The sequence below is a fragment of the Thalassoroseus sp. genome (assembly GCF_984380535.1).
The window spans coordinates 336846-361678 of sequence record NZ_CFHRBF010000004.1 but is presented as its reverse complement, the minus strand read 5'-3'; the positions used below and the strand labels follow the sequence as shown (position 1 = coordinate 361678).

23 protein-coding genes are annotated in these 24833 nt (G+C 55.0%); 6 read left to right on the top strand and 17 right to left on the bottom strand.

Annotation, left to right across the window (positions count from 1 at the left end):
- Positions 1–8 precede the first annotated feature (8 nt).
- The 10 genes from AC5DDB_RS07575 to leuC form a co-directional block, all read right to left on the bottom strand.
- Positions 9–1463 (bottom strand): efflux RND transporter periplasmic adaptor subunit, encoded by a 1455-nt coding sequence (locus AC5DDB_RS07575; protein ID WP_491739093.1) that lies wholly within the window; start codon positions 1461–1463, stop codon positions 9–11.
- 163 nt (positions 1464–1626) lie between these two features.
- Entirely contained in the window at positions 1627–2076 is a 450-nt protein-coding gene (locus AC5DDB_RS07570) for a hypothetical protein (RefSeq protein ID WP_491739092.1), read from the bottom strand.
- Between the two features lie 221 nt (positions 2077–2297).
- Positions 2298–2777, bottom strand: coding sequence for an MgtC/SapB family protein (locus AC5DDB_RS07565; protein ID WP_491739091.1), 480 nt, complete (start codon positions 2775–2777; stop codon positions 2298–2300).
- Positions 2778–2873: 96 nt separating this feature from the next.
- Positions 2874–4685, bottom strand: a complete 1812-nt coding sequence (gene typA / locus AC5DDB_RS07560) for a translational GTPase TypA (protein ID WP_491739090.1) — start codon at positions 4683–4685, stop codon at positions 2874–2876.
- Positions 4686–4925: 240 nt separating this feature from the next.
- Positions 4926–6542, bottom strand: coding sequence for a Gfo/Idh/MocA family protein (locus tag AC5DDB_RS07555; protein ID WP_491739089.1), 1617 nt, complete (start codon positions 6540–6542; stop codon positions 4926–4928).
- 61 nt (positions 6543–6603) lie between these two features.
- Positions 6604–7803 carry a DoxX family membrane protein gene (locus tag AC5DDB_RS07550; RefSeq protein ID WP_491739088.1) on the bottom strand — a complete coding sequence of 400 codons (1200 nt, stop codon included), beginning with the start codon at positions 7801–7803 and terminating at the stop codon, positions 6604–6606.
- 119 nt (positions 7804–7922) lie between these two features.
- A complete protein-coding gene (locus AC5DDB_RS07545; RefSeq protein WP_491739087.1) occupies positions 7923–9047 on the bottom strand; it encodes an FAD:protein FMN transferase in 1125 nt (374 codons plus the stop codon).
- Positions 9048–9056: 9 nt separating this feature from the next.
- Positions 9057–9653 carry a 3-isopropylmalate dehydratase small subunit gene (locus AC5DDB_RS07540; RefSeq protein ID WP_491739086.1) on the bottom strand — a complete coding sequence of 199 codons (597 nt, stop codon included), beginning with the start codon at positions 9651–9653 and terminating at the stop codon, positions 9057–9059.
- A gap of 18 nt (positions 9654–9671) precedes the next feature.
- Positions 9672–10346 (bottom strand): Uma2 family endonuclease, encoded by a 675-nt coding sequence (locus tag AC5DDB_RS07535; RefSeq protein WP_491739085.1) that lies wholly within the window; start codon positions 10344–10346, stop codon positions 9672–9674.
- Between the two features lie 15 nt (positions 10347–10361).
- The gene (leuC, locus tag AC5DDB_RS07530) at positions 10362–11783 is read right to left on the bottom strand and encodes a 3-isopropylmalate dehydratase large subunit (RefSeq protein ID WP_491739084.1); all 1422 of its coding nucleotides are present in this window, start codon (positions 11781–11783) and stop codon (positions 10362–10364) included.
- Between the two features lie 308 nt (positions 11784–12091).
- Here leuC and AC5DDB_RS07525 point away from each other — a divergent pair, with 308 nt between their 5' ends.
- From AC5DDB_RS07525 to AC5DDB_RS07510, 4 genes are all read left to right on the top strand, one after another.
- Positions 12092–12880, top strand: coding sequence for an SDR family oxidoreductase (locus AC5DDB_RS07525; RefSeq protein ID WP_491739083.1), 789 nt, complete (start codon positions 12092–12094; stop codon positions 12878–12880).
- An 82-nt stretch (positions 12881–12962) separates the two neighbouring features.
- Positions 12963–14027 (top strand): tRNA pseudouridine(13) synthase TruD, encoded by a 1065-nt coding sequence (gene truD / locus AC5DDB_RS07520; RefSeq protein ID WP_491739082.1) that lies wholly within the window; start codon positions 12963–12965, stop codon positions 14025–14027.
- A gap of 88 nt (positions 14028–14115) precedes the next feature.
- Complete coding sequence (locus tag AC5DDB_RS07515) at positions 14116–14340, top strand: hypervirulence associated TUDOR domain-containing protein (RefSeq protein WP_491739081.1); 225 nt, start codon at positions 14116–14118, stop codon at positions 14338–14340.
- Between the two features lie 100 nt (positions 14341–14440).
- The gene (locus AC5DDB_RS07510) at positions 14441–14662 is read left to right on the top strand and encodes a hypothetical protein (protein WP_491739080.1); all 222 of its coding nucleotides are present in this window, start codon (positions 14441–14443) and stop codon (positions 14660–14662) included.
- A 13-nt stretch (positions 14663–14675) separates the two neighbouring features.
- Here the strand turns inward: AC5DDB_RS07510 and AC5DDB_RS07505 are convergent, their stop codons facing one another.
- Complete coding sequence (locus AC5DDB_RS07505; protein ID WP_491739079.1) at positions 14676–17030, bottom strand: ArnT family glycosyltransferase; 2355 nt, start codon at positions 17028–17030, stop codon at positions 14676–14678.
- A 238-nt stretch (positions 17031–17268) separates the two neighbouring features.
- Between AC5DDB_RS07505 and AC5DDB_RS07500 the strand changes: the two genes are divergently transcribed.
- Complete coding sequence (locus AC5DDB_RS07500) at positions 17269–18681, top strand: DUF1501 domain-containing protein (RefSeq protein ID WP_491739078.1); 1413 nt, start codon at positions 17269–17271, stop codon at positions 18679–18681.
- On the opposite strand, the gene AC5DDB_RS07495 is transcribed toward AC5DDB_RS07500, so the two are convergent.
- The 5 genes from AC5DDB_RS07495 to AC5DDB_RS07475 form a co-directional block, all read right to left on the bottom strand.
- Positions 18678–19850: an alpha/beta hydrolase fold domain-containing protein gene (locus AC5DDB_RS07495; RefSeq protein ID WP_491739077.1), complete on the bottom strand. Its 1173-nt coding sequence runs from the start codon at positions 19848–19850 to the stop codon at positions 18678–18680. The genes AC5DDB_RS07500 and AC5DDB_RS07495 overlap by 4 nt on opposite strands.
- Positions 19851–19954: 104 nt before the next feature.
- On the bottom strand, positions 19955–20722 hold the full coding sequence (locus AC5DDB_RS07490; RefSeq protein ID WP_491739076.1) for an SDR family NAD(P)-dependent oxidoreductase: 768 nt from the start codon (positions 20720–20722) through the stop codon (positions 19955–19957).
- A 42-nt stretch (positions 20723–20764) separates the two neighbouring features.
- A complete protein-coding gene (locus AC5DDB_RS07485; RefSeq protein WP_491739075.1) occupies positions 20765–21298 on the bottom strand; it encodes a hypothetical protein in 534 nt (177 codons plus the stop codon).
- Positions 21295–22149, bottom strand: coding sequence for a hypothetical protein (locus AC5DDB_RS07480; RefSeq protein WP_491739074.1), 855 nt, complete (start codon positions 22147–22149; stop codon positions 21295–21297). The genes AC5DDB_RS07485 and AC5DDB_RS07480 overlap by 4 nt, the downstream gene beginning before the upstream one ends.
- Positions 22149–22805, bottom strand: coding sequence for a MotA/TolQ/ExbB proton channel family protein (locus AC5DDB_RS07475; protein ID WP_491739073.1), 657 nt, complete (start codon positions 22803–22805; stop codon positions 22149–22151). Before AC5DDB_RS07475 ends, AC5DDB_RS07480 begins: the two co-directional genes overlap by 1 nt.
- Positions 22806–22998: 193 nt before the next feature.
- On the opposite strand from AC5DDB_RS07475, the gene AC5DDB_RS07470 reads away from it, so the two are divergent.
- Complete coding sequence (locus AC5DDB_RS07470; protein WP_491739072.1) at positions 22999–24336, top strand: hypothetical protein; 1338 nt, start codon at positions 22999–23001, stop codon at positions 24334–24336.
- Between the two features lie 15 nt (positions 24337–24351).
- Here the strand turns inward: AC5DDB_RS07470 and AC5DDB_RS07465 are convergent, their stop codons facing one another.
- The gene (locus tag AC5DDB_RS07465; RefSeq protein ID WP_491739071.1) at positions 24352–24693 is read right to left on the bottom strand and encodes a hypothetical protein; all 342 of its coding nucleotides are present in this window, start codon (positions 24691–24693) and stop codon (positions 24352–24354) included.
- Between the last annotated feature and the right edge of the window lie 140 nt (positions 24694–24833).

Below are 24833 nucleotides of genomic sequence, written 5' to 3'. Positions count from 1 at the left end.
GCTCTCCGCTAATGGTTGTGCCCGTGATGCGGGTCGACGGCTCCGCCGCTTTTGTTCTTGATGGCCATTTGAAGTTGATGGGCGGCGTTGAGAGCGATGGATTCGCCCGGGAATAGGCTGCCATCATTGGCGATGACGGTGTTGCGTTGGTCCCGATGCATCACATGAACCGGACGACGGTCGAAGTGATCGCCGTTCTCCACGAACACGAACGTCTCCGGCCCTTCCTGACCGACGGCATCGACCGGGAGAACCAAAACGTCGTCCCATGTTTCCACCGGGATTTGTAACTGCATCCGTTGCCCGGGTTTGTACTTCCAAGTTACGAATCGATGCCCGTTGTGCCGGCTGTCTCGAACAATTTCGTTAGGAAGACCCACATAGAAATGGAGGGCACGAGACTGCTCTTCGATCTCGTTGGCGACGTACTGAATGGAGAGCGACTCGATCGCGGTCACCGAACGAGACTCGCCAGACAGCGGAATGGCGGAAACATTTTCCGTCTGTTGCGCAGCCTTTGCAAGAATATCTGCGTCTTGCTCGAACGCTCGTCCTTCGATGTAGAGTGCGGCGTAATCGGTCAGCTGGCACATCGGTTGTCCCGTTTGGACCGCTTGCCCGGAACGGACATCGAGTCGAGACACCACCGACTTTTGAGAAAAGACCTCATGGTCTTGGTCGACTTGGAGTCCCCCGTCATGTTCCCCGTCGGTATGCACTGATGAGTCCGCGTGCAAAAACGGAACACGCACGCTCACCTCACGCACCAACTTGCGTTCCTTAGCGATATTTTCGATCTGCTTGTCCGACAGACCGTGCAGGTTCAGCGAGCTTTGCTCGGCTTTCAAAATGGCTTCGAGCTTTTCGACTTCGTATTGTCGTTCGAGAATGACCTTCTGAGGCAAGACACCCGTGCTGACCTGTTGTAACCGCTGGACCTCGCGTCGCTCGACATCGAGCCGACCCAACGTTGCGAGAAACTCCGTTTGAGCTTTGACCAAGTCCTCATGCGTTAGGCGGACGGTGAAGAGCAAATCGCCCGAGTCAACCATCTGGTTTTCCACGATGGAAACACCCGTCACGATTCCCGTCATCGGGGCGGAAACCACATGATGCGTTTTCCCAGGTTGTTCCGTGACCAAAGCCGGAATGGTGATCGCACGCGTGTAGGTACTGGGGCGAATCTCACCGACTTCCAGCCGTAAGTTCCGTCGCGCTTGGGGAGACAATTCCACCGCTTCGGAGGCATCATGGTCGTGCTCCGCATGATCGTGACCGGTGTGGTCGTCTGCCGGTTCATCGTCGGCCATCGCTGCGTTGTCGACACTGCCATCGGTGAGTGATTCCGCGATGGAGTTCATCCACGCCCACCACCATGGTGCCGTAACGATTGTTAGAACAACGATCGAACCGGCAATCCATTTCGAGCGTGAACGGGACAACAACGAGACGAGAGTGTTCATCTCGACCTCCAAGGGTTTGGAAAACCGAAGAGACGCGTTTTCCGCGTACGCGGAGACACATCGATTGGGGAAAGAAAACGCACGGCAAAGATCGGCCGACATTCCTGCCGGAATGTCCAACCAGCCACGCGACACCGTCGCAGAAGTAACGAGAACCTGGGCGCTAAATCAGCGCAACTTCCGTCAGGTCACGCAGGCCGCGTTGGTAGAGAAGCCGGACGCTCGAACACGAAGCCCAAGCGCGTGGACGCTCGACGCTTGATACGTCGAGGAAATTCCAGCTAATCGTGAGGTAAGGCGTTAGCTGGGCTAATGGCGAAAAACAATCCGACTGGACGCGAACCGTCACAAGGTACTGACAGCGATCGCCGTCACACTCGTGCGGGCATCCGTGGGTTTCGCGGTCGACGACAAACTTCAGCTGTTCGAGTTCGACGCTCCCGCCATCTGACACGGAGTTGTCGGCAGATTCATGCGAATGAGAATCATGCTTGTCGCACTTGTGATGTTCGACGGCGACCGCATGCGCCTCGTCATGTGCGTCCTCACATTCGCCGTGTTCGTGATGCCAACAGCATCCGAAGACTGCGTGTGCTCCGGTTGAGAGCAACATGAGTGTGATTAGCAAACGCCGACACATCAAATGAGGAACCAGTCAAACAAAACAGTTTCAAAACCCGACAACCGATCAACAAGTATCGGTTGCACATCCGCAATGGTCAATATGGAAACAGAATCATCAGGGTGGGAAACGGCGTGACCGTCTTATTGCAAATGGACAAACGCCGTAAAATTCCGACAGACCCTTACCACACTTTCGACTCGCTTTATGGATTAGGCATCCGGGTGGTCGGCATCTTGGTTGGGAAAAATTCGTCGTTCATAGGCTTTGACTACAATCAGCACGACCAGTCCTAAAATGGTCGTCATACCGGCAATCGTTAAATAACCAAGTCCACAGGCGACGCCAAGGGCCGTGACAATCCATAGCGTCGAGGCGGTGGTTAAACCTTCGACATCACCATGCGATTGAATAATGGTGCCGGCCCCTAAAAAGCCGATGCCAGCCAGAATACCCTGGATTAAACGGAACGGGTCGAATTGGATCCCGGTTCCCTGGAGGTCATTCGTCATCGGGAATTGCAACGCAACGACCGTAAGTGCTGCCGACCCCAATGCGAGGAGCATATGTGTTTTCAGGCCGGCAGGTTTATCGCGGTATTCGCGTTCCCAGCCGAAAACGGCCGCCATCAAAATCGAGGCGATAAGTCGCAGAAAGATATTGCCGATATCATTAGTCGGCTCCAGCATCATGCAGCAGTCCTTCCCGAAACTGAGAGGCTTGAGTGAAAAATTCACTACTAGCATACAGTTCCGAGATTCGCGATGACAACGGATTCTATAAGCCGACTATTTCCGGGCGTGGCGTTTGCGGCCGGTTTCGGTGAGGTGAATTTTTCGCGTGCGGATCACAGCGGGAGTGACTTCCACCAACTCGTCGTCTTCGATGTATTCCAGAGCCGCTTCGAGTGTCATTTGACGCGGCGGCTTGAGCAGAATCGCGTCGTCCGCACCCGATGAGCGGATGTTGGTCAGTTTCTTCTCACGGATCGGATTCACGACCAAATCGTTTTCCCGCGAGTTTTCACCGACGATCATGCCTTCATAGACATCTTGACCTGGGCCCACGAACATCTCCGCCCGCTCTTGCAACTTCCACAACGCGTACCCCACCGCTTGTCCGTTGACTTGCGAAACGAGCACGCCGTTCTTTCGTCGAGGGACATCGCCTTCGATGGGCCGATAGTCTTCGAAGCGGTGATGGATGATGGCCTGCCCGCGAGTTGCGTTGAGCAGACGGGTTCGCAAACCGATCAAACCACGTGCGGGGATCGAGAATTCCAAGTGTGTCATACCAGTGGCACCGGCGGTCATTTCTTTGATTTGCCCGCGACGGTTCCCGACGAGTTCCATGACCGGGCCAACGTCCTCTGCAGGTACGTCGATGACGAGCTGCTCGAACGGTTCGTGCATTTGCCCGTTGATTTCCTTACGGATGACTTCGGGTTTACCGACGGAAAGTTCGAATTGTTCCCGTCGCATTTGCTCGATCAGCACAGATAGGTGCAACACGCCGCGACCAGACACCAAAAAAGAGTCCTTCTCGCCGGTCTCTTCGACTCGCAAGGCGACGTTGTGTTCGAGTTCCTTCATCAACCGGGCTCGCAGGTGTCGACTGGTGACGAACTTACCATCACGTCCCGCGAGTGGCGAGGAGTTGACGGTAAACAGCATCGACAACGTCGGCTCATCCACCGCAAGGCGTTTGAGTGCTGTCGGTTGAACGGGGCAAGCAACGGTATCGCCAATTTCCGGGTCCGGCAAACCGACGAGAGCGACGACATCACCGGCTTGTGCGGAATCGACTTCGGTTCGGCCGAGTTTGTCGAAGGCTTCAACGGCATCGATTGTCGCATTCTCGTGTTTGCCATCCTTCCGGATGACGACGACCTTCTGGCCCTTCCTAACTTGGCCCGAGGTAATCCGTCCGGTGGCAATTCGCCCGACATATTCCGACCATTCCAGGGTCGTAACCATAAACTGGAGTGGCCCGTCGGGGGACACTTCCGGCCCAGGGACGTGTTCGAGCACTAAATCCAACAGCGGTTCGATGGTGCCTTCGCGGTCAGACGGATCATGAGATGCGTAACCATCCCGACCGCTAGCGAAGATGTACGGGAAATCGAGGGCTTCGTCATCGGCTCCGAGTTCAACGAACAAGTCGAATGTTTCCGACAGGGCATCATCGGGGCGAGCGTCGGGACGGTCGATTTTGTTGACGACGACCAGCGGTTTGAGGCCGCATTCGAGGGCTTTCTGCACCACGAATCGCGTTTGCGGACGTGGACCTTCGTAAGAATCGACCAGCACCAGCACACCGTCGGCCATTTTGAGGACACGTTCGACTTCGCCGCCGAAATCCGCGTGGCCGGGGGTGTCGATGATGTTGATCTTCACGCCTTTGTAGGTCAACGCGATGTTCTTGGCGAGAATCGTAATGCCGCGTTCGCGTTCCTGGTCGTTGGAATCGAGAATGCAGTCGCCCGCAAGTTGGGTATCACGGAATTGCCCGCTTTGCCGCAGCAGAGAATCGACCAACGTCGTTTTTCCGTGGTCAACGTGGGCGATGATCGCAATGTTTCGGAGTTCGTCGCGTCGCATGGTGGGCTTCGGTAGGCAAGCGGTCGGCAGGAAACGGTCCTTGTCGTCGCCATGACATAGCGCGGGACCGTGAGACGGTTCTTGATCGCAGTTGGTCGATCAGTTCGGCGAAGTGTATCGCCGAGTCAACTCTTGGGGAAGACGATAATCCCGACGAATTGATCGGTCTGAAGAGAAATTTCACAAAAAGCCCCTGGGTTTAGGCCCAGGGGCAGAAGAAATTGATTGTCCGAAACGGAATCAGCCAAACATTTTCTTGACGTCTTCTTCCGGAGTCGCTGGGTTATCGGGGTCGAACCATTCCGGTTTGAACTCGATCCGTTGCCGATGTTTCATGGCGAGATTCGATGTCAGGGCCATGATTGCGTCCGCCATGCCTTGCACGTCGGGGCAGCGGAGACCTTTCTCCGACTTCGGTACCGGTTTGCCATCGGGATAGTAAGTCGGTCCGAGATTACGAATGGCCCAGCAGAAATGTTCCATTTCTTCGGTGTAACCTCGGCTGACCTTCTCGCCGATTTCACTTGCCGAGACGGCTGCCGCACTCGATGGAGCCAAGCTTTCGCTGGTGTCGATTGCGGCTTTTCCATCTTTGCCCTTCGCAACCTGCAGACGTTTTTCGTAGCCCGCGCCTTCCTTGTAGAGCATGACCTTCTGCTCTTGCTCCATGATGAGCGTGGCACGGCTACCATAAACGTGTTCGCCGTAAGGTTCGAACGTGTTCGTGTTGAGCGACGAATAGGTCACGATGACAACATCGTCTTTGTTGTCTTCGTAGTGCGGCCCCGGGAACTCGAAGATGGTGTAGACGTGATCGTCGATTTCTCGCTGATCATTCCACTTGTCTTTCGGGCCCAAACCGGCCGGGTTGCCATTTTCGTCTTTCCAGTTCACGCCGTAGTAGTTCTTGCCCCCGTACCCAAGCACTGCGATCGGCTTCACTTTGCCGAGGAAGATGCTACAGGCATCGAGTTGGTGACTGCCCAATTCGGCCATCAGTCCGCCACCGGTTTCGTTGTACAACCGCCAGTTGCCGAGGTGTTCGAAGTCGCTGAAACCGAACTCTTTGAGGTCGATGTTCGACTTCGCCAAGGCTTCTCGGTCATCCATGAATGCCCGAGCAGTACCGCCGGTGGCTTTTTGCCAGCTATCGCGATTCGGGAAGCTGTTATTGCGGTGCCACAAGGCGCGGATGTGCTTGATCGTGCCAAGAAGGCCGTTCTGCACGAGTCCGTTGGCATTGTCGTAGAGCACGTTGTAGTGACGTTGGTGGCCGACCGCGAGCAGCTTATTGTTCTTGCGGGCGACTTTGATCATCTCCTTACATTCGCCGATGTTATGGGCCATCAGCTTTTCGGTCAGCACGTGCAAACCGGCGTTGAGACAGTCAATCGCAATCGGTGCGTGAGCAACGAGCGGCACAGCAATGACGACTGCTTCCAGCTCGAGTTGACCGTCGGCAACAGCCTTGAGCAACTCTTTGTGCGTGTTGTAAACGTGACCGTTCTTCTTGATCTTCGAGGCGGTTTGCTCACCGAGGATCTTGTTCAAACCACGTCGATGATCGTTACCGTCGCCAGTGAAGGCACGTTCGCGGTTACTTGGACGGAGGTCTGCGATCGCGACGATATCCATGTGCGCGGTCGGGTGCTCGTTGAGCAGCACGCTACCCTCATCCCCGGTACCGATCCAAGCCACTTTCACCGGATTGCCGGAGAGTTCTTGGAAGCCTGCAAAGGTGGCTCCTGCACCGACTGCTGCCGCCGCACCGCCTTTGAGGACTTGTCGCCGTGTCCAACCGCTGGCCTCGTGGAAGTTATCCTGTCCAATTTGTTTTTGTTCGGGAGTCAATGGCATGATTGCCCCTTTTCGCTGAAGTAACTGAGTGAGTATTCAATGCCCGCCGGTTGTGGTTCGACTATTTCTCGGCACTTGCATCGGTGCGATGGAACAGTCGATAGAAAATGCCATCGACTCCGAACCAAGTTCCCGTCGGGAGGAACGTCAGCGCGAGCAATGCGACGACTTCGATCAAGTTTTTGTTGACGACGAATGAGTGTTCTGGCCCGAGAGTTACCGGAACGCCTGGCCAAGGAGGAGCCACTAAATAGAATGATAGAACCATTCCCGCTCCAAGCAAGGCGGCCAATCGTGTGCAGAACCCAGAAAGCAGCAGGATTCCCAGGATAATCAACGCCCAAATCGTCAGCATGTCGATGGTGTGAATCTGACTTTTCTGCGGTGGTAACTTTGGCATCTCCCGTTGTTCTTCGGTCAAAAGACCGATCGCAGCCACCTTCAAATCCGCATCCAACGCCTTGACTGGCGGAATGAGTTCCTTTTTCAAATCCTGAATTTCACTCCACTTCTTTTTCAGGTGGACGTGCTCGAAATCTTGGTCGGCTGTGGCGAGTTCTTTCTCATAAGCAGCCAACTTCGCGCGGTAGAGGTCAACCTTGCCGACGCGTTCTTCGATCACGTTCCCTTTGGCATCTCGAACGATACCGGTCCATTCCGGGTCTTCTTTGAGCAAAGACTCCAATTGTCTAACATAGGCGTCGTTCTCATACATGAGTTGCAGTTTGTCGACGGCCTCATGAAATTCCGGAGCGGCTTTCTTCGTGATGTATTTGCGAAGATTGTCGAACCGTGCTGCCGATGGTGTCTCGCCTTTGATGATTGCCAGTTGTCCGCCGCCATCGATATTGGCACGATACATGAAGTACTTCGGATCGTTCCCCTTCAGCTCGATAGGCCAGTCCGCCAGTGCGACGGCGAAATCATCCGAGCCATTGAGAAGGCGATCGAGTTCCTTTTGCTGTTCTTCATTGAGCTTGTAATGGCTCGAAAAATCCTCCTGCCATTTTTCCCAACGACCAACCATGGCGTTATAGTTCAGCCAGTTGAGTCCATCGGGATCACCGGCCATTTCCCGGAAGACATCACGGAACGGGCCGACGGCGTTGGTGAGATAACCTGATGCCGTCCAAGGGGTTGCGGTTTCTTGCGTGCGATACTTCCACAGTCCTTCATAGAGGAACTGCCAGCCGATACAAAGCCGCAAGGTCACTAAAAAGAAACCGGCAATAATCGAAATGCGCTTCAAATCGCGGGACACTCAGCTTTCCTCCGACTTCAGTCTGATCGCCCGAAAAGAATTGGGGCATCAAAAATAAGTGATAATCGAGTGAATTCGGTGAAGAACTCGGTTTGCTTCTTGAACAAACGAACGACAGTTCACTCGGAAACGGTCGCAGACCCGGCGGGGTTGAGGAAGAGCAACTCATCCGGAAGATTGCAGCGAACCGGTCTGAGAGCGCGTCCCCGCCGTGGTGACGGAATGAGCCAAGCACCGACATCTGTTCGATTATCACAATATGCTTGGGTTTTTTCGAGTCCTAAGACGAAAAAAGCGGTGGAAAGTGCGTCGGCCTCTGCCGCCGTCGGGGCGAGAACGGTCACAGAGGCCAATTCATCGACCGGCCAACCCGTTCGTGGATCAATAATGTGGCCGTATCGTTTCCCCGCGTGGCGGAAATGTTGCACGCCGGAACCGCTGGTCGACATCGCCCGATCGCAGAGCAAAACCGTCGCCAAACGTTCGGTGGGAAACAGCGGGTTGCGAATCCCCACCGGCCAGCCCGAGTGTCCGTTGTGTTCACCGCGTGCGATCAAGCTGCTATGACCGCCGGACACAAGGAAACTTTCGAACCCCTGCTCCGCCAACTCCTTCGCGACGACATCGAGTGCATAACCCTTCCCGATACCACCAAGATTGAGTTCGACCCCGGCTTTCGTGTACTGCACCGTCTCGGCGGATTCGTCGAACTCAATATTCTCGATCCCGCTCCGTTCCAGGCAAGACTGGATTTCTTCCTGAGTGGGCAGACGATTATCTTGACGACATTCCCGCCATAACGCGACGCACGGACCGGAAGTCGGGTCGAATGCATATTCGGTCTCTCGGGCAATATCCCGAGCCTGGCACAGTAGGCGAAACAATTGCGATTCGACGGAAACAGCCTCAGAATCGGCCCGGCGGTTGATGTCCGCCAGTTCGCTGTCGTCGCGATAGACGGTCATCTGATCTTCGAGGTGGTGGATTTGATCCAACACATCCGAAGCGGCCCAGGCTTCCGCCGTCGATTGCAGTTGCGGTGTTTCACCGCCGTTCAACAGCACGGAGAACTCACATGCCATCGCGGTGGTCGCGACCCGGATCGTGGGACCGGCACTCGGTTCGGGGCGTTCATTCGGAATTGCACCGAGCTCGTCAGCGATTTTTCCTGTGCGACGGAGCAACTCGTCATGAGCCGATCGGCCGGACAGAAAATCGCGTCGGTTCGGTGCTGAGTCCGTCATCGGTGACAACTAGGCCGTTTGGAATTGGTTCAAATACGGCAACTCTCCGGCGGTTTTTTCGATCTCCGTTTTGCCCTCGAGAAGTTGGGCCAGGAAATCGTATTCGCCGCTGGTCAATGCGGAACGGGCACTTTCGGCCATCGTGAGCGGGAACTCCGCATCGCCACATGAAACGCGTTTAGCGACCAAGTCGACTGTGATTGGCAGCGTCGGAGTCTGTTGAATCATCGTCGCCAGTGTTTCCAGGTCGACCCGTTCCAAACAGACCGCGGGAATGCCCAGCGAGGTGCAGTTGCCGAAGAAAATCTCGGCATAAGATTCCGCAATCACCGCCTCCACGCCCCACCGCATCAACGCCTGCGGAGCATGCTCGCGTGACGAACCACAACCGAAATTTCGACCGGAAACCAAAATCGTCGATTCCTGGTAAGCCGGGTTGTCGAACGGATGATTCTTGTCCTGCTCGCGGTCGTCTTTGAACGCGTGCTCGCCGAGTCCGTCAAACGTGACGCACCGCAAATACCGGGCAGGAATGATGCGGTCGGTGTCGATATCGTCAATCAACAACGGAATTCCGCATCCTCGAACTTGTTCAATCTTCGCCATGATTCGTCTTTCGTATCGTCAATTCAGTGTCGCAAATAATTCTTGAATAGATAGTGTGAAACCGGGCAGAACATCTTCGCCGTCGAGTTCATCGGTTTCGGTGAGCTCTTGAAAACGATTCGGGTCTCGATAGATGCGGACAGAACGAGTGGACAGATCGACCATCCAAACCAACCGTGTACCGGCTGCGAACAGTTCTTCACGTTTTCGCTGCATCTCCGCTGTCGTGTTGCTCGGACTGAGGACTTCGATCGCGAGGTCCGGGTCGAATTGGCCAATCTGATCCTCGGGCAGACCATCAGGGAATCGTGTCCGGGAGATGAAAGACACGTCCGGGTATCGCACCGAGCCGGGAGCCAACCGGAATGGACCATCTGTTCCTGCGACCCAACCCAGATTCCCGTCGGCAACGAAGTTTCCGATCATGCGAGCGAGGAAAACTGCCAAGATGGATTCTCGAAGTCCCACGGGTTTCTCCACCAGTGTGCCGTCGATGAGTTCCAAGAGATGTTTCTCGCCGTTGCCGGAGTATTTATAGCGGAGTACATCTCCTTCGTTCGCAGTGCCGGGAGGTGGGTCACACCAGATCCGCGACAACGGAATACCACCCAAACGCTCAACCAGGTCGGCGAGCGTTTGATGCGTGAACTCCGGTGATTCCGGTGCGTTGCTGATCAGAGTGGTTTCGGCCATTTTGACCCCTCAGAACTAGACCGTAGCCGGTTCCAGCAACTCGCGGACGTCGACCACGTGTCCGTTGACGGCGGCTGCGGCGACCATTGCGGGACTCATGAGCAGCGTGCGACCGGTCGGGCTGCCTTGGCGGCCTTTGAAGTTGCGGTTGCTCGAGGAGGCACAGATTTCGCGGCCGACGAGTTTGTCGGGATTCATCGCCAAACACATGGAACAGCCGGCGTCTCGCCAATCAAAACCAGCGTCGATGAAGATCTGATCGAGTCCTTCTTGCTTGGCTTGTTCGAGGACTTTCTTCGAACCCGGCACAACGAGTGCCCGGACACCTTCGGCGACATGTCGGCCACGAGCCACTTCGGCGGCTTCTCGCAAATCGGAGATTCGGCCGTTTGTACAGGAACCGATGAACGCCACGTTGATGGCGGTGCCTTGGATCGGTTGGCCTTCGGTCAGGTCCATAAACTGAAATGCTTCCGCTGCCCCGCCACGTTCATCGGCGGCAAAGGAATCAACGGTCGGCAAGTTCTCGTTGACGCCAACGGATTGACCGGGATTGATGCCCCAGGTAACAGTCGGTTGGATTTGTGATCCGTCGATCTCCACGACGTCATCGAATTTCGCGTCCGGTCCCGACGCCAGGCTCAACCACCATTCGGCGGCGCGTTCGAATTCCTCGCCACTCGGGGAATAGGGGCGTCCCCGGAGATACTCGACCGTGGTCTCATCGGGATTGACGTACCCGCAACGGGCTCCGCCTTCGATGCTCATATTGCAAACGGTCATGCGTTCTTCCATCGTCATGCGGTCAAAGACTTCGCCGCAATATTCGTACGCATAACCGATGCCGCCCTTCACGCCGAGTACCCGAATGATATGCAACGCCACATCCTTCGCGAACACGCCGGGTTGAAGTTCGCCGGTGACTTTGATCTGCCGAACTTTTGGGCGAGCTAACGCAAGTGTTTGCGTGGAAAGCACATACGCAACTTGACTCGTGCCGATTCCCAATGCGATGCTGCCGAAGGCACCGTGTGTGCTCGTGTGACTGTCGCCACAAACAAGCGTCACGCCCGGTTGGGTCAGACCAAGCTCTGGGCCGACAACATGGACAATTCCCTGTCGATCGCCCTTCAAATCGAACAACTCGATGCCGAACTCCTGGCAGTTGATTTCGATTTGCGACATCATTTGTTCAGCCAGGTTGTCGGCGAACGGTCGGGCTTGGTTATCGGTTGGAACGATGTGATCGACGGTCGCGAACGTCAATTCGGGGTGCATCACCTGGAGTCCGCGTTCACGAAGCATCTGAAACGCTTGCGGGCTGGTGACTTCGTGGATCAGATGACGACCAATGAACAATTGGGTTTGCCCAGACGGCAATTCGCGGACGGTATGATGGTCCCAAACTTTGTTGAACAGGTTACGTGAATCAGTCATTGTGGTTCGGTTATCCTCTCGGTATTCGGTTCAGACCCCATCATATCGTGCCAGCGACCTCTGCGACAACCACCACGGCCAATCCTCGTTGGCTCCATCCAGATTCTATTTTGCGCAATTCCTGGTGTGGTCGGTTAGAATCTGTTCACTCTAGGTAACTGGGCCGCAATATGGTCATGGTTTGGCAGATTTTGCCAATGGCTGATTGTGTGTTGAGTTGACGATTTTACGGGCGGACGTCATGGTGGGCGGACACGCTTTGGTACTCCCACGTTCGCTTTCTTTTTTTGACGACGAATTGATCCGCAATGGCTACAGATGCATATTTGAAACAACTTTTTGGGTTGGACGGCTTGAATGCGGTCGTGATTGGAGGGACGGGAGTTCTTGGAGGCGGGTTTGCCGATACCTTGGCCGCCGCTGGTGCACACGTGTTCGTTGTCGGTCGTAGCGAAGAACGCGGACAACAGGCCGTTCAGCGTATCGAAGGTGCCGGTGGATCGGCCGAATTCTTCGCTGCCGATTCTACGAAGCGGGAAGACCTCGAAAAACTGGTGCAGCTTTTCAAGGATCGTGGCCAAGAAGTGCACGTCCTGATCAACGGTGCGGGAACGAACTCCGCGACTCCGTTTCTCGAAATCGATGACGAGGAATGGGAGCGGATCATGAACATCAACTTGCGTGGTGTGCGACTTTCCTGCCAAGTCTTCGGGCAGTTCATGTTGGACTCCGGCACGAACGGTTCCATTGTGAACATCGCATCGCTTTCCGGAATTACCGCGTTGTCCAGGGTTTATACGTACTCGGCTTCCAAAGCAGCGGTGATCAACCTCACGCAAAACCTGGCGAGAGAGTGGGCCACACAGGGGGTGCGGGTGAACGCAATGTCTCCTGGTTTCTTTCCGGCCGAACAGAATCGCAAAGTGCTCACGCCGGATCGCGTTGCAGACATCATGAAGCACACTCCCGCCAACCGTTTTGGCGACCCGGAAGAACTCGCGGGGGCGTTGTTGCTACTGGCATCTCCGAAGGCCGGCAGTTTTATCACCGGCACGAACATTGTCGTCGACGGTGGTTTCACCGCAATGACGATTTGACCTCATTGGTCTCGTAAATCCGAGGGTATGTGCCAATCCAACATTCGATGGATGTCGATGTCGCAATGCCCTAACGAAGCCAATGGCATTCGAAGTCTTGAAGGAAACGATGTCTCCGTTACCGTTTCTCACGTCCGCATTGCCTGGTATTGGCGGTGTGCTTAAGCAGGATCCCGAAGACTTTGTCGTCGAGGAGATTCCCGCGTATGAGCCTGCCGGTGATGGCGAGCATCTATTCCTTTGGATCGAGAAACGTGGGGTGGCTGCCGAGCAGCTTTCGCGTCATATCGCTCAGACGTTGAAGTTGAAACCAATGGATGTCGGCGTGGCTGGTTTGAAAGATCGTCACGCAGTCACACGACAGTTTGTCTCAGTGCCAGCGAAGTCGTGCCCGAATCCGGCGGCTTTGGCGACTGAAGACATTCGTGTGCTGGCCTTTGAACGACACACCAACAAGTTAAAAACCGGTCATTTGCGTGGCAATCGATTCGAGATTGTCCTGCGAGATACGCACGCAGACGCGGCGGACTTAGCGACGCCAATCGCTACGGAACTTTCTCGACTCGGGTTTCCGAACTATTACGGCGATCAGCGTTTTGGACGCGACGGAGACAATTTGCAATTGGGTCTGCAATTGCTCCGCGGAGAGAAATCGGCCGATGACATCCCGCGTTCGCGTCGCAAGTTTCTATTGCGGTTTGCGTTGTCGGCGGTGCAATCCGAGTTGTTCAATCGAACGCTCGCCAATCGGCTGAATGATGGAAAGATTGCTGAGGTCCTGCTCGGCGACGTGATGCAAGTTGTCGCCACCGGCGGATTGTTCGTTGTGGAAGACCAGCCGCATGAGCAATCTCGGTTTGATGCCGGCGAGATCGTTTCCACAGGACCCATGTTCGGCCCCAAAATGCGACAGCCGACCGGCGAACCCGCGGAGTGGGAAACCCAAGTGCTGCAAGAGGCCGGTCTGGATGAAACATTCTTCCGCCGATTCTCAAAGCTGACGCCTGGAACACGACGCGCCTTTTTGATTCGTCCCCACGATCTGAAATGTGACGCAACCGAAAACGGCATGCGTTTTCAATTTGTGCTTCCGAGTGGTGTTTATGCCACGACACTACTACGTGAGTTTCAGAAGCCAACTGCGTGATTGCCCTCTTGACGGCCTGTCTACAACTTCCCGTAAGACGGTCGATCAAGTTCGATCAGAAATCAGTCTCTGAGAGGATGAATCCGCGATGGCTAAGAAGAAACGCTACGATGAAGGTGAACGGGTGAAGTGGAAGTGGGGCGACGGTTACGGTCGTGGCACCGTCGAGAAGGTTTACACCCGCAAAGTCACGCGAAAAATCTCGGGAAGTGAAGTGACTCGCGAAGCGAGCGACGACGAGCCAGCCTATTACATCAAGCAAAAAGACGGCGACGCCGTGCTGAAGTCGCATAGCGAAGTGACGAAATCATGATGACTTCATAGTCACCGGATTTTCGGTTTTTTGTGGCGAGTGGCATTCAATCTCGGTAGGATATGCAGTTATACCTCACCGACTGACGTGGAGTGCTGTCATGGAAAGCCAAAAAGAACTGAGCCTGCCGAACGTCGACGAGGAACCCGCGATTCAGGTGGAACCGGACCTAACGATCGATGAAACCTGTGAGTTGATTTCGTTCCATTCCGAGTGGGACGACTTCTCTATCGAACCGACGACAGTCGACAAATTGCAATGCCATCGTCGGTCGGATTCAGCGCATCGGGAATGGTTGCAAACGCATTTCGACGTGCAATGAGTCGAAAGTTCCGTCATTCGGGATTGCTGACGCGGTTGACGGGATAAAGTTGCGTGAGCGTAAGCAGCGGTCCGCGATCGGACGGGACAATCAAACGCTCGACCCAACCCAACTCAATCAACCGCTGACGCTGAGAGTTGGCCAGCTGATATAAGCCGACTTGTTCGATTGCCTGTGGCGATCCTACGACGTTTGCGGATTGCAATGCGTTGAACACGGTAGGAGTAATCGCGGGGTTGTATCCGTACGTCGCGCGGTACCGCATGATCTCGCCCCAATCGACTAAGATATGCGTGATACCCGCTTCAGAAAGTGTCTTGCGGATCTCGGCGGGTGGTCTGAGCGCAGGACTTTCGGGCGAATCGGCAAGGTCTTGGAAGACCCATTTCGCGAAAATGGAGTCATTAAATACGGTTTCATAGCGAATCGGAAATTGGGCATCAAAGACCTCCGCATCTCCGACTGACAATACTGAGACATCTGCCGGAAGTTCGCCGTGCGTGATCGATTCGTTGATGAATTGAATGGAACCGGCCGTTTGTCGGGCGGCGACAACACGGGCTGCGGATAATTCGCTGAGGTGCGGCAGACGGGTGCCATAATGTGGGGCCAACGCCAAGTGATGAACCCACGTCGCTGCAGCTAAAAGTCCGATAGCCACCGTCCAGGCTTTGTGTTGGGTCCAGGTCCAACCGATACCGGCAAGCACGGCCACTACAGGTAACATCGGAATCCAAAACCGATCGATCCGGTGCGTCAACGCCCACCAACTGAGAATAAACCACGCGGTGTATAAGCTCAGGGTGATCACGGTGGATCGGAAGGTTCGATCGGCGTCTTGAGGACGCAAGAACCGTAGAAACGCCAGCGGAGCCAATGCAAACAGCAACATGCTCAGGCCATCGCTCCCAACAACCGGTTGTAGCAACCAGCCCGTGCGACCATTCTCCCGGAAGAAAAGTCGGCCGGGATCAAACTCCGGCGGACTATGGGCGGCGGACCACTGGGCATCGCGTTCGGGACTCCAGTATTCGCCACCGAATACCGACCACGCAAGCGGATAGACCGGGTTGCCGGTTTGGATGGTATTCTTGACCAACCAGGGGCCAATCGTGAGTGTCACTCCGACTGTATACAGCCCGACAACCCGTAGCGTGTTTTGCCAACGGCTCGCGGTGTCGCTTCGACGTGCAAAGCCAATGGACAGCCCGACACCGACCGGGATCACGACCGAAACTAATCCCGGATACTTGCAAGCCATGGCACTGCCGGCGAGTAACCCGGTTACCAGTGTGAGACGCAAATCCAAGTGCCGTACCGCCAGCAAACCGGCATGGATGGTTACGATCACAAAGAACGATAACGCTCCTTCGACGTATGCCGTCGATGCCATTGTGGTGGTCCAGGGAATCGTCAAATACACGAACGCCGCTGCCCACCCAGCCGCTTCACTGCACCAACGTCGGGCGGCAGCAAAACACGCCAAGCCGGTGAGTAATACAAATCCCATCAGCACCGATTTCCCGACCAACGCGCCGAAAAACCAATCATCGCGGAGCGTCATGGAGAACAGCGAAAGCATTTCCGTTGAGAAGGGAAACGACGTGTAAACGTTATGTTCTAGAAAAGTAATCTGCCCGTTCTGGTACCACTCCTTCGGACCTTGGAGGTGGTACTCCTTCACGTCGAATATGGTCGAGGGCAAAACGGCGGCCCAGGTCATCAGAATGACAAAAGGCGCAAGTGCGGCCAGGATCGAGGCACGACGCAGAACTCGCGGATCGATCTCCCGACGCTCGCCTCTGGAAGTTTTTCGTGGCTTGATCGATTCTGTGGTTTGATTCGATTGCCGGTCATCTCGGAAACGCCATCGCAGACCCAATTCACCGGCAATCGCCAAGATGCCGAATGTCGCCGCACTAACTTGCGACAACAGCCCCAGCAGACCCGCGATTAACGTAACCAGTGACAAACACGAAATACCGATCCCGCAGGTAAAAACGAGTTTTTCACATCGGGTGATTTCGAACGGTTGTTTTCGGCCGACAATGAGTCGTAGCACTAAACAACCGATCGCCCACGCAGCGAGCCAGACGAAGGCTGCTAGCAACCACAGTTCGATGCGTTGTCCCAAGAATTGCCAACCGGCAGGCACAAGCGTTTCGCCGGATTTTCCATAGCAAAGAATTAAAACGGCATCGAGAAAACCGTTTGGCGTTTCTTCCCACAAAGCCCATCGCGTGAGGTTGGCGTCGTTCTCGATTGGACGCGTAACGTAGAACGTGATAAATCCCAAAACCCAAATAGCGGCCACTGCCAGCAACGTGGAATGTGGTTTGTTCTTCGTTTCATCAGGTGTTTTATTCACCGAGACTCCCGGTTCGGAAGACGAGCATTGGACTCGTGCGAACTGTTTGCGGGCTGGGTTATTAATATTGGAACGCCCGTTAGTATATCGCCTTACTCGTGAATCTCACACTGAGCAGGAGAGAAGCAGTTGCGGGATCCGTCTGCGTCAGCGCTGAACGATTTAAGTTGACCTCTCCAATTTCGACTGACATACTGAATTTCCGATCTGCCCGTTCTCCGGCCAAGGATTCGTTTCCATGTCACCTTCACATGCTCGCTGTGCCGGCCCCGTTACTCGTCGGAGTTTTTTGCAATGGGGAACGCTTGGGTTGGGTGGATTGAGTCTGGCCGACCGTCTGCGATTGCAAGCGGCAGCGGGCGAAAGTCGTTTTGGGAAGGATGATACGTCGATCATTTTCGTGTGGCTTCCCGGCGGTCCGCCGCACATGGAAATGTACGACATGAAGCCGAACGCCCCGCGCGATTACCGTGGTGCGTTCAACCCCATTGCCACAAATGTTCCGGGTTTGGATGTTTGTGAGCACATGCCGTTGCATGCGAAATGTGCCGACAAATACACCATCATCCGTTCGATCGCGCACGAGTTCGCCGATCACGGTGGCGGGCACAAACGATTCCTAACCGGTCGCAAACCGAAAGAACCAACCGGCTTTGTGAACGATTCCCCGGCCGTCGGGTCCATCGTGGCGAAGATGCGGGAATCTCAAAACACGGGCCTCCCGAATTACGTCTCGGGAACGAACCCCGGTCGGGCCGGCGTAGATGTTTATAGTTTCGGTGCGTCGTATCTCGGTCCATCGTATGTGCCGTTCAATGTGCCCGGCGATCCGAGTGAAGAGAAGTTCGAGGTCAAGAACCTCGCGTTGCATCCATCGTTGTCGGATCGGCTTGACGATCGGATGCGGTTGCTCAAAGGGTTTGATGAACTTCGGCGAGACATCGACCAAAGCGGGTTGATGGACGCCACCGACGAATTCACCAGTAAAGCATTAGGCCTGCTTACCAGCGACCGTGCCCGTGTCGCGTTCGATCTTTCTCAAGAGCCCGATGCCGTTCGTGATCGGTACGGTCGTCATGCGTGGGGACAACGTGCGCTGATGGCGCGACGACTCGTCGAAGCGGGTTGCAGTTTTGTCACGATGGTGATGGAAAACCCTTATCAATCCGGTGTGGAGTGGTTGAATCAAGGCACCTACAACTGGGATTCTCACGCGGTCAATTGTCATATCTTCGACGATACCAAGTTACGACTGCCGATCTACGACCGGGCTGTGACGGCACTCGTGGAAGACTTGCACGATCGTGGTTTGACGGAAAAGGTCATGCTGGTGGTGACCGGCGAATTCGGGCGAACGCCGCGAATCAACAGCCAAAACGGCACCAAGACCAAAACGATGCAACCCGGCCGCGATCATTGGCCACAAGCGATGAGCATGCTCGTTTCCGGCGGCGGAATGCAAACCGGTCAGGTGATTGGTTCCACGACCTCGAAAGGCGAACGTCCCAAAGACCGTCCGCTGACCCCGAACGATTTGTGGGCCACCGTCTATCGACATTTGGGAATCGACTACGAAACCACGTTCCCCAACTTTAGCGGCCGACCGATGCCGATTCTCCCGTTCGGAGAACCGATCGCCGAGTTGCTTTAGTCCGGTGACTTCGATTCTAGAAAATGCGTTTTCAAGAATCGCACCGCGTACTGCCACCTCTGGTTGTAGAAAACACGATCTTTCTCGTTTTCAATCGTGAAGACCTCGCACTCAACACCAAGTCCGTCAGCAACTTTCTTCAACTCGAGACCGAAGATGGGATGGTGGATTGCGTCCATTGCGTTTTCCACTGCGATTTCAGGATCGCGTGAACGTCGGTAAAAGAACAGTGTTGGAGGGGCGTTGGCATCGAGGTGTGTGATGGGCGAGCAATCTTCGATCAATCGATATTTCTTATCGTCGATCTGGCTGACTTCGTTAATTGAGTAGCCGAACAACTGTTGCAAACCGTCGCCTTTCCAGGCGTCTCCGGGAATGTGTTCTTTGATCCAGCGGAGATCGTACGACGTTTGTGCATTAAGCAGAACCACGGCTGCGACCTGCGTCGACTCACGCAGGATGGGGTCTTGGGCCTTGGGATCCGCTAGGTCGTCATGATAGGCCAACCACTGCGCCATACCGGCACCCGCGGAACCACCGCCAACGGCAATTCGGTCTTTGTCGATATTCCATGTCGCTGCGTGATGCCGGATAAACTGCAACGCGCGTGCGCAGTCGTGAAAACAAGCCGGCGCGAGGGCGTGCTGACTCAACCGATAGTTGAGCGTGATGAAATGAATTCCATTGTCGGTGAAGGCTTGGGAAAACAGATGACCCTCAGACTTGTCACCCCGACGAAACCCTCCACCGTGAATCCAAATCATGCACGGGGCGGGTTTGGGGGAGTCTAGTTTTGTCTGAAAGATGTCGAACACATGCCGTTCATGCTTGCCGTATCGCACGTTTTGAAAATCGGGTTGCACTCGACGATTCGCATCACGACGAATGCGTTGGGGCTGCATTCTTTCGCGAGGAAGGTCATTCGATCGGGTGCGAAGTTTCTGAAGTTTTTGAGCCGCATCCTTCAAAACCAGCACTCCGTCGCCGTCGTCATCCAAAAATTGAAACAGCCGATTGGGGCCGGTGAATTCGGCTTTCGTGAGTTTACCGTCGCCATTCTTGTCGTCGCTTTGCATCCGACTCGCGAACCGGCCGGCATTGTCTTGCGCGGGCAGGATCGACTGAGGCCACAAGACAATAAGTACGGCTACAGAGAGACGAATCGTCATGGTTGGCTCCGATTGGGGCGGCATGGACTTGGGAGGAAGAACTGGTAGTACCGCCCAATACTTGAGACACTGCTCGAATGAAGAGAGGGAAACCAGAGGATGATTTAGTAATCTAAACTTGCGCCGCCGTCTGCCCAGATGCCTTGGCCGGTGATGAATGAAGACGCATCACTGGCGAGGAACAATGCGACTTCGCCGATTTCCTCCGGCGTGCCCATGCGGCCGAAGACTTGCAAACCCGAGACGCGGTCTAAAGCGGACTGCGGGTCGGGCAGCGTAGCGGCCCATTCCCGCATCAAGGGGGTGTCGATGTTGCTCGGAAGAATCGCGTTGACACGGATGCCTTCCGGTCCAAGTTCCTTCGCGAGGGCCTTCGTCAAACTGAGTTGGGCGCCCTTCGTCGACGCATACGCACTCGACTGATCTTGCCCGAGCACCGCCGTCATGGAAGACATGATCACGACGGTCCCGGTGGTCTTCCGCAAGTACGGCAACGCGAATTGAACACCGGCGAATGTGCTCACGAAGTTGATTTGCATGACCTTCGCCAAGTCACTCAGGCTGGTGTCTTCGATGCGTGTGGCCGGTGGATGCACACCCGCGTTGTTGACGAGACAATCTAACCGCCCGAAGCGTTCGGCTGCGGCATCGATGGCGGATTTCAATTGGTCCGGTTCGCTGACATCGCAGGCAAACGCCACGACTTCGCATTCGGTGTTCGAGTTCCACTCGCTCGCCAATGCATCGGCCGCGGTTTTGTCTCGATCGAGAATGGCCACCGACCAACCGGCTTTCGCGAACACACGCACGCAACCCGCACCAATTCCCTTTGCGCCGCCCGTGACGATGACCGAGCGAGTCTCCGAAGACATCGTTTGCATCTCCCAATCCAGCAAAACTCGTCGCAACCGTTATTAAGGCAACATCATCTCACGCCACTCGATGGCGGTTGTGTCAATGTCCGCATCTCGTAGCGACTCGCGGAGTTTCTCTTCCGCCTCGGGCAACGAATTGCCTCGACGCGCAATGCGAATTTTGACGCCGGAATCTCCCTCGGCATTTTTGGCAGCCGAGAGAACACGGTCCAGCGAAGCAGACGTGTAGTTTTCGGTGTCAGTCCAGCTGGCATCAGGGGATTTCAGAATTTGGTACTGGCTGCCATCAATGAGCACGTTCACCACCGAGCCGATCTTCGGCTCCTCTTTGGGCGGTTTGGTCGGTTGATCAGATGTAATCGTGCCTTGAACGCCGTCTAGGTTTGGTGGGTTGTCACCGTCGCCACTTCCGCTTCCACTGCCACCACCCAAGCCAAACCCAAGTCCGCCTAGATAACTCCCTAGAACTAACAAAGCAGCGACGATAAGTCCGCCGCCGACGGCTTTGCCACTGGCTCCACCGAATCTTCGGTTCATACTCGTGACGCTCGACGTGACTTTATGCGTATTCATTCTTTAACCTCCAAGCCCATAACGGCGGGCACGAATTGGATTCCTTCACGGTTGCTATGCATCAATCGCAATGCCAATTCTAACCCATCGAGGGCTGGTTGGCGCCAGTGAGATTCCGCGCTCGTCCAAGACAACAAGATAATCACGACATCCTTCGGCTGTGGCAAACGTTTGTAGATATCGAATAGCTCGTCCGCAAACTCTTCGCCAGCCTGAGCTTGAAACTCTGCATATTTCGCGGTTCGTTGATCCTTTGGCAACCGTTGCAACTCTTGAAGTTCCTGAGCGCGAGTCTTGCGAAATCGGAATTTGTGCTGTTCGCCACCTGCCGACAGTTGGGCCACGCCTTGGGAATCGATCGATAGTTCCCACACATCGACCCGCTTTCGCATCGCCTGGTGGGCCAGCAAATGTTTGATCGCCGGGTTCCGCTTCTCGGACGATAATTCCGCCGCCAGTTTTCGGAGTTGCTCTTGTTCTTCGGGCGATCGGGGCTGCTGTTTGATGACCTTTTCGATGGTTTCCTTGGGGATGTTGAACAACGCCGACATCAATGTCGCGATCTGGTTGCGGTTCTCCAACGCAATTTCCAATTCTTTGGAAAGGTCCTGCAGCCGCTGATCGAAACCTTCCCGGAATTGGTCGCGATCGAGCACCATGGCTTCGAGTTGGTTTGCCAGCAATCGGGCTTCCTCACGGGCTTCAGCGATTTCGATCTGAGCCTTGCGATTGATTTCCTCTTCCGCCGCAGTCGTCGTATCGCGGACTTCCATGTACTGCGCGAAGATCACGATCAGCAACAAGTCGAGCAGCGGAGTCAGTTGGAAAGTGAGACGCCGATTGTTCAGCATTAATCCGAGCCCCCAGGAATTTCCAAGTGACGGGCGGAGAATGCGAGTTCCCGTTTGACGCGTGCGGTCGTCTCGCGGACATGGGTGCGGTTTTCGCTGAGGCGGTTGAAAGTCGTTTCCACCAAACCGTTGATGAACATCAACGCGATCGCCGCAATCAAACCGGCAAACGTCGACCAAATCGCGTCTCCAAATCGGCCGACGATGGCGTCCACACCTGTCGCCTGTCCCGCACCACCACTCTGAAGGGCCGCCCCGATGGCCAGAATCGTTCCCAACACACCCGCCAAGGGATACGCTTCGATCATCGTCCGACATAAGTTGTAACAGGTGTCGAAGAACAGCGAATTCAGGTATTTTCGTCGACCGTCGAGGATGTAAATCCGGTGGAGTAACGCCTCCCGGTCTGCTCGGCGGGCCGGGTTATCGACGACCTCGTTGACGTCCGCTAGAAACGCTTCGATTTGATCGGAAATGTGCCCGGTCGATGCGAGAACGCTGCGGTTCCGCAGATCTTGCGTGAATTCCGCAAGAGTCGACGCGATGTTCTTCAGGTCACGTCGCGACCACACCCACAACACAAAGAAAAAAAACACATGGATCGCGAACGCACCGGCGATCACGAACGTCGACAACCCGGACAGGCTGTCGAGCATCTCCTTGACTCCCATAGACGACGACTCCCGGCAACACAGTTCCCAAACTTATCGAACAGCGCCAGTGCCGATGGTAACTGCTGAGCAGGAGTTACGACAGTCCAACTTCGCGCGCGATGGGTTCGTCTTGAATGAATTCCTGTGTTCGCTTACAAGGGGAACTTAGGATTTGTTCATTAAGGAGGATTCGGCGATGGTTCGGATTGCACTGTTGACCTGCGGATGTCTATTCCTATTCACGACACCAACTCAAGCGGATGGCAAACGTGTCACGCGATTGGTGGAGAAGTTCAATCGTGCCATCGAACAAAACGATTGGGTCAAAGCGGAACAGTGGCTCGAAAAAGCGAAGAAAAGGTTTCCCGACGCACCTACGGTTGTCCTGATGCAGCGACAAGCCGAATTGATCTCGCAACGGCTCTCGTCAGACAACCCAGCCGAACGAACTCCGAAGAGACAATGGTCGCCTGCGGAAAAGGAACTTCTCCGTGCGTTGGAACAGCGTTGTAGTTTTCGATTTCAGGATGTGCCATTACGCCAAGCACTGGAGGAGATCTGTCAAACGACCGGAGTCAATGTCATTCTCGATGAACTGAGTCTTGAACAAGTCGATGTCTCGTCTGATACGCCGGTCAATCTCGAGACACAGAACGTCCGTCTCCGCACGACACTTCAGTTGATGCTACAGCCTTTGAAATTGAAATATCGGATCGAAAACGAAGTTATCAAGATCGCGAGCTCATTCCGCGGGCCTCGCTTGGAAGTACGAACGTATCCAGTTGCGGACCTGATCGTTCCGGTTCCGGGGACCCAAAACATACGAAGAGAGGCCGGCCGGACGTTTCTTTCCAGCGAGAAAGAACTTGTCGCACGTGAAGCCGCTTCGTTGCTTGAGTTAATTCAAACGCATGTCGCGTCAGACTCATGGAATGCCGCCAGCGGTGGGAGTATCCGTTTCTTCCCCGATAAACTGAGTCTTGTCATCCGGCAGAACGCATCGATCCATTCCGAGATCGTTGAACTGTTAGAACAACTCCGCAAATCACAAGATACTCAGCCGGTTATCGAGTCAAAGATTCTCACTCTGCCAGACTCGTTCCCAGTCGTCTTCGATGCTGACGGGGAACCGGACGAATCAGTCGAGTTGGCGTTTCAGCGTCAGACTTATCGGGTATTGGATGCCAAAGCGACAACGACATTCATGAATGCCGTTCAACAATCTGCCCGGGGCAACATCTGGAGTGCACCGAAAGTGACGCTGTTTAACGGGCAGTCCATTGAGATGCAAATGAGCGACTACGGCGGTGATGAAACGGAACTGAGAATTCGTGCAATCGCGTCAGCGGATCGCACGGCGGTCCGGTGCAATCTGACGGTGAAGTACGATCCCTCGACGTCGATCGCATCTCGGGACTACGGGCTGACATTCCAAGATGGTCAGGCAACGCTGATCGACTTGGGAAAAACGAATGCGAATAACAAGCGGAAACTGTTACTTGTCTCCGCTCGCGTAATCACCGATTCCGAGTGAAGCTGTCGAACAATATCACACGCGGTTGCGACGGGAATAACGTGCAGGTGCTCGCGTCGATTGAATGTGTGGCGTGGGAAGGTCGTGCGATGCGGCGAAAGGCGGTTGGCAGGCGATGTGACGTTCGAGCCGTTGCATGGCTTCGGTCAACGCTTTCCGGGTTTCCTTCACTTTGCGGAGATGCCGGGTCGTCGTGATGGCGACTCGCATCGTCAAACCTCCGGCGACCACACAGCCGGCTCCAAACGCAATCGTAGGTCCGCTAACACTGGCGATGCCCAAACCAACGAGGACTCCACAAAGTGATTTAACATCGGGTAACAAGCCAGCAGTCAGCGAGGTGTCAGTTATCGACATGGTCAATCTCCCAAGGATTCTGTTGACCAATGAATAGGTCATGCCCGGGGAGTCGCCGAATGTTTCGTTTTGGCAACACGCGGAAACTTAGAGATTAACCGCCGTTCGCCACGATCGCATCGACGTTGCCGATTGTGACG